The sequence below is a fragment of the Treponema socranskii subsp. socranskii VPI DR56BR1116 = ATCC 35536 genome (assembly GCF_000468115.1).
In the GTDB taxonomy this organism is placed as follows: Bacteria; Spirochaetota; Spirochaetia; order Treponematales; family Treponemataceae; genus Treponema_D; species Treponema_D socranskii.
This window is the reverse complement of the sequence record NZ_AVQI01000077.1, coordinates 20,129-30,363: the sequence shown is the minus strand read 5'-3', so window position 1 is coordinate 30,363 and position 10,235 is coordinate 20,129. Positions and strand designations below refer to the sequence as shown.

Below are 10,235 nucleotides of genomic sequence, written 5' to 3'. Positions count from 1 at the left end.
AAATCCCGAAAAGATCTTACTCGATAAATAATTTTTAAAAACTTTAATTCGATTTACTTTTTTTCCCCTTTCCTATACAATAACGGATATCTATTCTATCGAAGGTATGCTATGTTCAAAATTCTTGAAAAGAGAGAAATTTCCGCCGGCGTCTACTACATGAAATTCGAAGCTCCCGAAATTGCGCGCAACCGCAAAGCGGGGCAATTCGTCATCGTGCAGCTCGACACGGATTACGGAGAACGCGTTCCGCTGACGATCGCGGATGCGAATGCGGAAGAAGGCTGGGTCGTGCTCGTCTTTCAGGCGGTCGGAGCGACGACGTATAAACTCGCGCAAAAAAAGACGGGGGATTCCATCGCTGCGGTGCTCGGGCCGCTCGGAAATCCGTCGGTTATCGAAAAGCGCGACGGGCCGGTCGTCGTCGTAGGCGGCGGTTTCGGAGTTGCGCCGTGTTATCCGATCGTGCAGGCGCTTAAAGCGGTCGGCAATAAAGTAATTATGGTCATCGGCGCGAGAAACAAGGATTTGCTCATTTTCGTCGATGAGATGAAAAAGGTTGCGGACGAAGTTATCGTCATGACCGACGACGGAAGCGCAGGCAGGCAGGGGCTTGTCACGGTGCCGCTCGATGAGCTCTGCAAATCCGAAACGCCGCCCGCGGAAGTCATCGCGATCGGGCCTCCCATTATGATGAAGTTCGCCGCAAAGACGACGGAAAAATACAATATCCCGACGGTGGTGTCGCTCAACACGATTATGATCGACGGTACCGGTATGTGCGGCGGCTGCCGCGTTACGGTCGGCGATGAAACGAAATTCGTGTGCGTGGACGGGCCTGATTTCGACGCGCATAAAGTCGATTGGGACAATATGATGATGCGCATGGGCACGTTCAAAGCGCAGGAACAGGAAGATTTCCATAAATGCAAATTGGAAAGCGTGATCGAGCAAAAAGCTCAAGCATAATTTTCAATAGGTCGAAATTGAACCTAATAATTTCCTGCAAAAGTTTTTATAGAGGACGATAATCATGACGGAATATATTTCAGCAAATGAATTGGAAGCGCAGGCGAAAAAGGAATTCGATGAAATCGAACAAAAGATAAAAACCGCTCCGCTTTCTCCGAAAGATCGTATGGCGATTCCGCTTCAGGAAATGCCTGTCGCGGAGCCGAAAAAACGCGCGCGCGAAATGGGCGAAGTAGCGCTCGGCTATACGAAAGAGATGGCGATCAACGAAGCGAATCGCTGTCTCCAGTGCAAAAACGAACCCTGTGTCGCAGGCTGCCCCGTCGGCATCGCGATCCCGCAATTTATCGCGGAAATCCAAAAGGGAGATTTCAAATCTGCAGTCGATACGATTAAATTGACGAACCTTTTACCGGCTATCTGCGGCCGCGTGTGCCCGCAGGAAAAGCAGTGCCAAAAAGAATGTACGGTCGGAAAGATTCATAAAACGGTCGACAAAGCGGTTTCGATCGGACGGCTCGAACGGTTCGTCGCGGATTGGGAACGCACGAACAATAAAACGACGCTGCCGACGGTCGCAAAAGCGACGGGCAAAAAAGTCGCTGTCGTCGGATCGGGTCCCGCGGGGCTTACGGTCGCGGCCGACTGCGCGAGAGCGGGTCACGACGTTACCGTATTCGACGCGTTCCACAAAGCCGGCGGCGTCATGCTTTACGGCATTCCCGAATTCCGTCTTCCGAAAGACATCGTCGCAAAGGAAGTCGAAAATCTGAAAAAGATGGGCGTCAAATTCGAAATGAACTTTCTCGTCGGACGCACCGACACGCTCGATCAGCTTTTGACGGAAAAGGGTTTCGACGCCGCCTTTATCGGTACGGGCGCGGGGCTTCCGAAATTCCTCAATATCCCGGGAGAAAATCTCATCGGCGTATTCAGCGCAAACGAATACCTTTCGCGTGCCAATCTGATGAAAGCGTATATGAAGGGTACTGCCGATACGCCGTATTACGAAGCGAAAAACGTCATCGTCGTGGGCGGCGGAAACGTCGCTATGGACGCTGCACGCATGGCGCTCAGGCTCGGCGCGGAACACGTCAGCATCGTGTACCGCAGAACGCGCGATGAAATGCCCGCTCGAAAAGAAGAAGTCGGTCACGCGGAAGAAGAGGGCGTCGAATTCCGCTTCCTCGAAAACCCGATCGAAGTGCTCGGCATCGAAAGCGAAGACAAAGCGCTGAACGGCCGCGTGCGCGGTATCAAAGCGCTGCGATACGAACTCGGCGAACCCGACGCATCGGGCAGACGGAGCCCCGTCGCGATTCCGGGAAGCGAACACGAAATCCCGTGCGATGCGGTCATCGTCGCCCTCGGCAACGGCAGCAATCCCCTGCTCGTTCGCACGACGCCCGGCCTCGATGCGGATAAACACGGTCACATCGTCGTCGACGACAAACAGGCTACAAGCAAAACGAAAGTGTGGGCGGGCGGCGACATCGTGCTCGGAGCGGCAACGGTCATCCTCGCTATGGGTGAAGGCAGAAAAGCGGCTGCGAGCATAAACGAATATCTGGCCGGCTGACGAATCACACGAAACGGCAGGGCTGCTGCCGGGCGGGCTGCCGATTTTTTCGTTATATGTTATTTTTTAGAGAATACAGTTTCGGTGCGGCTGCCCTGCATTCGCTCTAATAGGTTAAAATTCGAGTTTTCTAAAACTCGAATTTTTCCAACCGTTTCGTGCATCAATTGGATGGCAAGTTTTGAAAACGAATAACAGTATACGAAGGCGAGGTTTCGGCTGCGTGCCGAAACGGCTGCAAGCGTACACGATGCGGCGCAACAGCGGGAGACCCGCGTGCGACTTTGTGCGTTCAGCTTGCGGAAGCCTCGCTTAAAAGCACAACCGGAGCGTAAGCGGGGCGTCCGCTGTGAGAGCCGCACTTGTACACGCTTACGGACAATTGTACCGTAGCCGTCCTCGCCGGAAACATAGCGTTATCAGCTGATAGTTTCGAAACTTGACATTCGCCCTAATAGTGCGGGCATCCGCTGCCGATACTATAGATATGGCTGAACGGAATACAAAAAAGAAGAATACGGGATTTGCGTTTGCGTGCTGGCTGCTCGTCGCGCTCATTCTGCTCGTATTCTTTTTTGTTAAAAAAGATACCATACTTTCAAATCTGCAAAACACCGATTTTTTCGGCCGCGTGTTCGGAAAGACACCGGAGTTCGTCCAAAACCACGAACAAAAACAAAATCCGAAAAGCGGCGGCGACGCATTTCAAATAGATATTTTACCTGAAGCGAATTCGACCGAGCCGTCCGTCATTGAAAATAACCGCTCGAACCTTGCAAAGCAAAACGAAAGCACTGCACAAAAACCGACATCGGCACCCGACGCACAAAAAACTCCCGATCGAGCGGAAGCTGAAAAAAGCGGTGAAACAAAACCTGCTGAAAAACCGAAAACGGAAAAGGGCAAGGAAACGCGGACGGCGGAAAAACCGAAAACGGATACACGGAACGCCGATAAAACGCAAACTCCGAAAAGCGCACCGCAGCCTGCGACAACCATAAACGTGCCGCTCTGCTTCGTCGTCATCGGATCCGACGGGTCGGTAAGCCGTCAAATCGTAACGCGCAAATTGCCGAAGTCGGATTCTCCGCTCACCGATACGCTGAACGCGCTTTTAGCCGGCCCCAGCGCGGAAGAAAAATCGCGCAATACGATGACGCTGATCCCTTCGGGCACAAAGCTGCTCGGAGCTTCGGTAAACAACGGCATTGCAACGCTCAATTTCAGCGAAGCTTTTTCGTTCAACAGCGTCGGCGTGCAGGGGTACCTCGCACAGCTCATGCAGATCGTTTACACGGCGACTTCGTTCAGCACCGTCAACAGCGTGCAGTTTATCATCGAAGGGCAGCGCGAAGATTATCTCGGAAGCGAAGGTACGTGGATAGGCTCTCCGCTGTCGCGTTCGAGCTTTCAATAAAGATTTATTAATCGGCGAAACTCAATTTAATTAATAAAAATTATCCGGGCGGATCCGATTCGCTCCCGCTTAAAATGCCGAAACGGTATAAGAATCGACGATGCGGTCGAAATACGATTTGTCCGCCGCGTATGCGTCTTCAAAAACGCTCAGCGTAAAAAACGCGTACGAAGCGTCGGATTTTTTTGTCAATTTTCTGACGATTCGCGTCGCCCGCTTTTTTTCGGCATCGTAAAAGACCGCACCGAGCGCATAAGTTCCCGCAGCGCCCTTCACCGAAGCACACCTCCAATCCGCATAAGAAGTGCCGCTCCCTTCGAGCAGGCGCCGAATCATGAGAGCTTCTGCGTTCTGGAAAGCTCCCGCGGGCTTCGGAAGAGAGGCCATGGAAATAACCGCATCGTTTCCGAGCATCCACATATTGTCCATCTTTTGCACCCAGTCTTCGTCGGCATCGATATTTTGTCCGTCAAACGAAAGCGTCGTTTTTTTTGCCGCAGTTTTTTTTCGCTGTGTGCGCTTTTTTTTGTCCGCGTAGGATCCGGGAAAACCCGTAAAATTCGAAAACGCTCCGTCGCTCGAAGACGCAAGCTTTCCGACGCTTACGACGTCGAAGAGGATCGTCATATCGCTTCCCCGTGCGATGCGCTTCAGATTGAAAAGCGGGACGAAGTAATCGTATTCGACGACGACATTGCCGCCAAACTGCATGATATCGTCGGGTACGATCCGCCCGCTTTCACGGACGATGCTGCCGGCTTTGATACGGTGCGCATTCAGCGTGTACATCATGTCTTCAAGATAATTGACGATTTCGCCGTCTCGCGGAGATCCGGATACAATCTGCTTTTCGCCGGTGATCTCCATGTGATCGGATGCGGGATCGAGCGTTACAAAAATCGTTACGGAAAGCGGTGCGTCTTTATCCGTTTTCGGCGCATAATACCGCGCAGCGTAGGTCGCTTTGTCATAGCGCAAAAAGCCGACATAGGATTTCCGCGTAAAGGTTTTATCTTCGTAATAAACGTATTCGCCAGGCGCATCTTCGATATGCGGCGTAAATCCGGGAAGCGCGTGTGCAGCCTGTATACACAAAAAAACTACGGCACAGGCGATCGTCTTATAATAATTATTAATTTTTTTTATCGATTGCATTGCAGTTCCTTAAGATTCGGCAGTCGAATAAAACATCGATTTCAGAGGATGCCGAACGCGAGCGCAGGAGCTCCCGCATCATCTCCCCTTTTTTGCACCTTGCGAACCTTGTAGTTCGTCACGCATTGAGCGCAGAGAGCGCATCCCGCACGATCTTTTCCGCCTGCCGCGCCGCATCGCCGGCCGGAACAAGGGACGCTTCGCTTGCGGAACGTTCTTTTATCTCCACGTTCGGAAGATTTTTTTCACCGACGACGATGCGCACCGGTATGCCGATCAAATCCATGTCGGCGAATTTGACGCCCGGCCGCTCGCTTCTGTCGTCGAGCAGCACTTCGATGCCCGCTTTCGTAAGCGCATCGTAGATCGAGTCGGACACTTCTTTCATGCGGCCTTCGTATTTTATCGGCACGATTGCGACGTGGTAAGGCGCGGTGCTCATCGTCCAGATGATGCCTTTGTCGTCGTGGTGCTCTTCGATGATCGACGCGAGCGTACGATCGACGCCGATACCGTAGCAGCCCATGAGCGGAGTACGCGATTTGCCGTTTACGTCAAGGTACGAAACGTTCATCGACTTCGTGTATTTTACGCCGAGCTTAAAGATATGGCCGAGCTCGTTGCCTTTTTTCGTATAGAGCGCTTTACCGCAGACCGCACACGCATCGCCTTCTTTTACGGTACGCACGTCGGCCGTCATAAAAGGCGTAAAATCGCGCAGCGGTTCGACGTGCATATCGTCGATGTCTTTTTCGCCGCCGCCGGTTACCGTATCGTGGACGCGCACATCGTACGAACCGTCGTCCTTTTTTACCATAACGCTTTCGTCGGCGAGGAGCGGCACTTTCGTCAATCCGACCGGCCCGACGAATCCGTGCGGCGCCCCCGAATATTTTATGACGTCTTCTTCCCCTGCAAGTTCGGCGCCGCTCGCTTTAAGGGCAGCAGCGAGTTTCGTTTCGTTTACGTCGAGGTCGCCGCGAATGGCAACGGCAAAAAAACATTCCGGATAATATTCGTTTCCGCCTTCGTCTATTTCGCGCTTGAACACGGCGCCTCCGGGCGCATTTGTCAAATCGAGGGAGGAATTATACGCTTTGTAAATGAGCACTTTGATAAACTGCGAAGCGCTCATTTTAAAAAACGTTTCCATCTTGGCAATGGTTTCGACGCCGGGGCACGAAACTTTTTCGACCGGTTTTTCGGCCGCAACCTGCACCTTACCTGCGGTGTCGAGGGCGGTATCGGCTTTGCACGAAGCTTTTTCGACGTTTGCCGCATAACCGCATGAAGGACAGAGCACGAGCGTATTGTCGCCGACCGAACTCTCGACCATGAACTCTTCCGAGACGTCTCCGCCTATAGCGCCGGCGTCGGCTCGTACGCGAATCACGTTGATACCCATACGCTTAAAAATACGGCGGTATGCGCGCGAACATGTTTCGTAGCTTTCATCGAGCGAACGTTCGTCCGCATCGAACGAATACGCATCCATCATGATGAATTCGCGGCCGCGCATGACGCCGTAGCGCGGTCTGATCTCGTCGCGGTATTTCGTATTGATTTGATAGATAAAAATCGGCAGCTGTTTATAAGAAGTAAGACCGTCGCGTACAAGAGCCGTAAACGCTTCTTCGGCAGTAGGACTCACGATCATGTCCTGCCCGCCTCTCGTTTTTGCGCGCAGCATTTCCGGCCCCATCGTCTGCCAGCGCCCGCTTTCTTTCCACAAATCGCCAGGTTGAATGACCGGCGGTTTTATTTCAAGCATGCCGGCGGCATCGAGTTCTTCGCGGATGATCGCTTCCGCTTTTCGAAGCGCACGCAAACCGAGGGGCATATACGCGTACAATCCGTTTGCCAATTTTCTGATAAGACCCGCGCGCATCATAAGCTTGTGGCTTTCGATGACGGCATCGGCGGGAGAATCGCGCAGCGTTGAAATAATCGTTTGAGAAGCTTTCATAGCGTTCTATTGTAACGTAAAGGGTGATTCGATTGCAAGCAAAAACGCTCATTCTCATTCGGGCGTGCCTCTTGAACGGCATTATATTCCGCGCTCTCATAATCCGTATGAGTTATTACCTTTATTCCACAAAAATCGATTTCCGCGATTGCATACATGCATACTTGACACGGTTTATTTTTTCTACTAATTTTAATATAATCCTGGTTCTCTAAAGACGGTTCTGATAAAGCTTTCTTTCGTATGAATGTATGTTTCTTCAGATTACGGTATTCAGAAAACGCAGATTGCAGCTGGCATCAGCAAATAAAAATGCCGTATTCGGCAAAAGGAACATCGTATATGTCCAAAAAAATTTACGTCGGCAATCTTAACTATGCCACCACGGAGGATACTCTGAAAAACAGCTTCGCCGCATTCGGTGAAGTCACTTCAGCAGTAATTATTAAAGACCGCTTTACGGATCAGTCGAAAGGTTTCGGCTTTATCGAAATGGCGGACGAAGGTGCGGCTGACAAAGCGATTGCCGACATGAACGGCAAAGAGATCGACGGCCGCCGTGTGCGCGTCAATGTCGCCGAAGAGCGCCCGCCGCGCCGCCCGAGATTCGATAACGGCGCAGAGCGCCAGTAGTTGTTCACCGCGTTTTACATTTAAAAGATTTTAGAAAGCCGGCTGCGGCGATGCATTCCGGCTTTTTTTATGCTATACTCCGTCTTATGAACGGTATTCCCTCAGGTTTTTCCGATTACGTTGCCGACGGCTGCGACAGGTGTTCGTTTATCCGATCCTACCTTGCACGGCGCGGCGTTGAAAGCGTCGTATTGCCCGTCGCGGGGAAAAATCACGTATACGTTAAATTTCCAACGTCGCAGTATAATCCTCAGTTTCGAATAAAAACGGTGATCGCACATTACGACCGCGTCCCCGGAAGTCCCGGAGCGAACGACAACAGCGCGGCGAATTTTTGTCTCATGGATTGGGCAGAGCGCCTTGCGAGCCGCTTCGATTTTCACAATGTCCGCCTCCTCTTTTCGGACGGTGAAGAGTTCGCATCGGGCAGCGTCGCTTCTCAAGGCGCGTTTTCGCTCGCTTCCCTTTTTAAACGGCTCGGCATCACAAACGATGATGTGTACGTGTTCGATTGTATGGGGCGCGGCACGATTCCGATCCTTCGCAAAACGGTTTTGCCGCTTGCCGTACCCTATACCCTTCGAACGCGTTTTGCCGCACTTGAAGACAGAGCCGAAGCGCTGCTTCGCCGTTCGACTTCACGGCGATGGCTTACGCTTCCGTTCGCATACAGCGACAATGCGGGTTTTATCGCGTACGGCATTCCCGCCGTCGCTGTGACGATGCTGCCGGAAGACGAAGCGGATAAATACTTCGCCGCGCTCATAAAAGAAAAATCGCTCGAAAACTACATTGTCAATCATACCGTCGATGCAAAAAGCGATGCCGAAGAGAAAGAAAAATTATTAAAATTACAGGCGATGGTGCCTGAAACGTGGAAGCTGATAAACACGGAAAACGATACCGAGCGGACGCTGACTCCCGAAAGCTTTTTCGTTTTCGCATCGATCCTCGATGTGCTCGCCGACGAAAAAACGCTTGTAAGCTGAGATGCCCCGCCGAGCGAACGTTCCGTATTATTTGCGAACGGGCGGCACGCTATTCGTCCATGATGGTGATTTCGACGCGGCGATTTCGCGACCTGCCTTCTTCGGTTTGATTTGTTGCAATCGGTTCCGCCGCTCCTTTTCCCTGCGTAAATACGTGATACGAATCGCGTACCCCGAGGACGATCAAATAATCGGCGACGGATTGGGCGCGCTCTTCGGAAAGTATTTGCCGCGCTTTTTCGCTTCCGCGCAGCGCCGTGTGCCCCGTAACGAGCAAATCGTTTTTATACGCTTTTAAGATATCGGCGATCTTTTCGAGTTTGCGTTTTTCACTTTCGCGGAGAACGGCCGAATCGGGAAGAAATTGAATTTTTTCGAGACTGATCGTCAATCCTTTTTCGCCTTTTTTTACCGACACGTCTTCGAGTCCGAGTTCCGCGACGCTGTCTTGAATTTTCTGCATCGTGCTGTCGTCGTTGACGCGCTCGAATTCGGTCACTTCAGCTTCCGCTGTCCCTTGAAACGTGAACGTGTCGCCGTAATAGGTTTCGATGACGATTTTAAAATTTTCATGATAGTGATCGATTTCGCCGCGCTCGTTGTCCCAGTAGAGCGTTTGATGCGAATGACCCATCGTGATTTTCGGGCGATTGAGCAGTTCCGCAGTCCGAGCGGAAATATCTCCCTGCCGTACATTGATTTTCGGACTTTCGAAATACAGATTGTACCGGACGTCGATAACGTTGAAAATCCTGCCGTCGGAATTTTTAACAATTCCCTTATAACGGTATGAAGCCGTAAACGGTACTTTAAACGGCTTTTGCAGAGCGAAAGTACGGTGAAGATCGTGCGCTTCATGCCCTTCGGCGCTCCACGTGTCGCCCGGCTTGACGGGCGTTTCGGGAAAGATCGGGCAATCGCGGACGACCGGCATAAAATACACATCGTCCATCGAGTATATGCCGCGCGCGCTTCGCGTAAATACGCTTTTGTATTCATCGCCCCACGAAAAATGCGCGCCGTTTGCGCTGCTCGTCGAATCTTCGGAAGACATAAACGTCGCTTCGCACACGCCGCTTCCGTCGTTGTGTACGTCGACGATCTTTGCGGAAATGCGCGTTACGATTTCCGCGTGATGATTTTCTTTGCCGTTGACGAAAACGTCTTCGTGGACTTTTGAAAGCGTGCGGTACGAATCGCCTTTTTTATATTTAAACGATAAAGTTGCAGACGGGACGCTCTGCGTGATAAGCGTTTCGTTTTCAGAAGTTTTGCTTCCCGCCGCCTGCGGAAACAAGAGCGCGCCGGACATAAAGGCGCACAAGACAAAGCAGCGGATTTTTTTATCGATCGAAAAAAAGGACATGGCAACTCCGATAAAAACTTTTGCGCATCCGGTGGGATACGTTGCTATCATTATCGGCGGAAAGAGGACATATTTTTAGAGACTGCGTCGTCGAAAAAAACGGCTGATTGAAATGCCCCACGGAAGCGCACCGCAGCACGGGTGAAAGATTCCGCAGC

The 10,235-nt window shown here is 51.6% G+C and carries 8 protein-coding genes; 5 read left to right on the top strand and 3 right to left on the bottom strand.

Annotation, left to right across the window (positions count from 1 at the left end; translation table 11 throughout):
- The first annotated feature begins 111 nt into the window (after positions 1 to 111).
- The 3 genes from HMPREF0860_RS10455 to HMPREF0860_RS13405 all read left to right on the top strand — a co-directional run bounded on the left by HMPREF0860_RS10455 (position 112) and on the right by HMPREF0860_RS13405 (position 3,968).
- A complete protein-coding gene (locus tag HMPREF0860_RS10455) occupies positions 112 to 969 on the top strand; it encodes a sulfide/dihydroorotate dehydrogenase-like FAD/NAD-binding protein (protein ID WP_021330282.1) in 858 nt (285 codons plus the stop codon).
- Between the two features lie 64 nt (positions 970 to 1,033).
- Positions 1,034 to 2,551 carry an NADPH-dependent glutamate synthase gene (gene gltA, locus HMPREF0860_RS10450; protein ID WP_021330312.1) on the top strand — a complete coding sequence of 506 codons (1,518 nt, stop codon included), beginning with the start codon at positions 1,034 to 1,036 and terminating at the stop codon, positions 2,549 to 2,551.
- A gap of 487 nt (positions 2,552 to 3,038) precedes the next feature.
- Positions 3,039 to 3,968, top strand: a complete 930-nt coding sequence (locus HMPREF0860_RS13405) for a GerMN domain-containing protein (protein WP_021495753.1) — start codon at positions 3,039 to 3,041, stop codon at positions 3,966 to 3,968.
- 69 nt (positions 3,969 to 4,037) lie between these two features.
- Here the strand turns inward: HMPREF0860_RS13405 and HMPREF0860_RS10440 are convergent, their stop codons facing one another.
- Both HMPREF0860_RS10440 and HMPREF0860_RS10435 read right to left on the bottom strand, forming a co-directional pair.
- Positions 4,038 to 5,123, bottom strand: a complete 1,086-nt coding sequence (locus HMPREF0860_RS10440; RefSeq protein WP_021330284.1) for a DUF7954 domain-containing protein — start codon at positions 5,121 to 5,123, stop codon at positions 4,038 to 4,040.
- A gap of 118 nt (positions 5,124 to 5,241) precedes the next feature.
- Entirely contained in the window at positions 5,242 to 7,089 is a 1,848-nt protein-coding gene (locus HMPREF0860_RS10435) for a proline--tRNA ligase (protein WP_021330268.1), read from the bottom strand.
- A gap of 342 nt (positions 7,090 to 7,431) precedes the next feature.
- Here HMPREF0860_RS10435 and HMPREF0860_RS10430 point away from each other — a divergent pair, with 342 nt between their 5' ends.
- Both HMPREF0860_RS10430 and HMPREF0860_RS10425 read left to right on the top strand, forming a co-directional pair.
- Positions 7,432 to 7,722 (top strand): RNA recognition motif domain-containing protein, encoded by a 291-nt coding sequence (locus tag HMPREF0860_RS10430; protein WP_038081031.1) that lies wholly within the window; start codon positions 7,432 to 7,434, stop codon positions 7,720 to 7,722.
- A gap of 86 nt (positions 7,723 to 7,808) precedes the next feature.
- Positions 7,809 to 8,711, top strand: a complete 903-nt coding sequence (locus tag HMPREF0860_RS10425) for a M28 family peptidase (RefSeq protein ID WP_038081029.1) — start codon at positions 7,809 to 7,811, stop codon at positions 8,709 to 8,711.
- 49 nt (positions 8,712 to 8,760) lie between these two features.
- Here HMPREF0860_RS10425 and HMPREF0860_RS10420 read toward each other — a convergent pair whose 3' ends face one another.
- The gene (locus HMPREF0860_RS10420; protein ID WP_021495750.1) at positions 8,761 to 10,077 is read right to left on the bottom strand and encodes an OmpA family protein; all 1,317 of its coding nucleotides are present in this window, start codon (positions 10,075 to 10,077) and stop codon (positions 8,761 to 8,763) included.
- Positions 10,078 to 10,235: the final 158 nt, after the last annotated feature.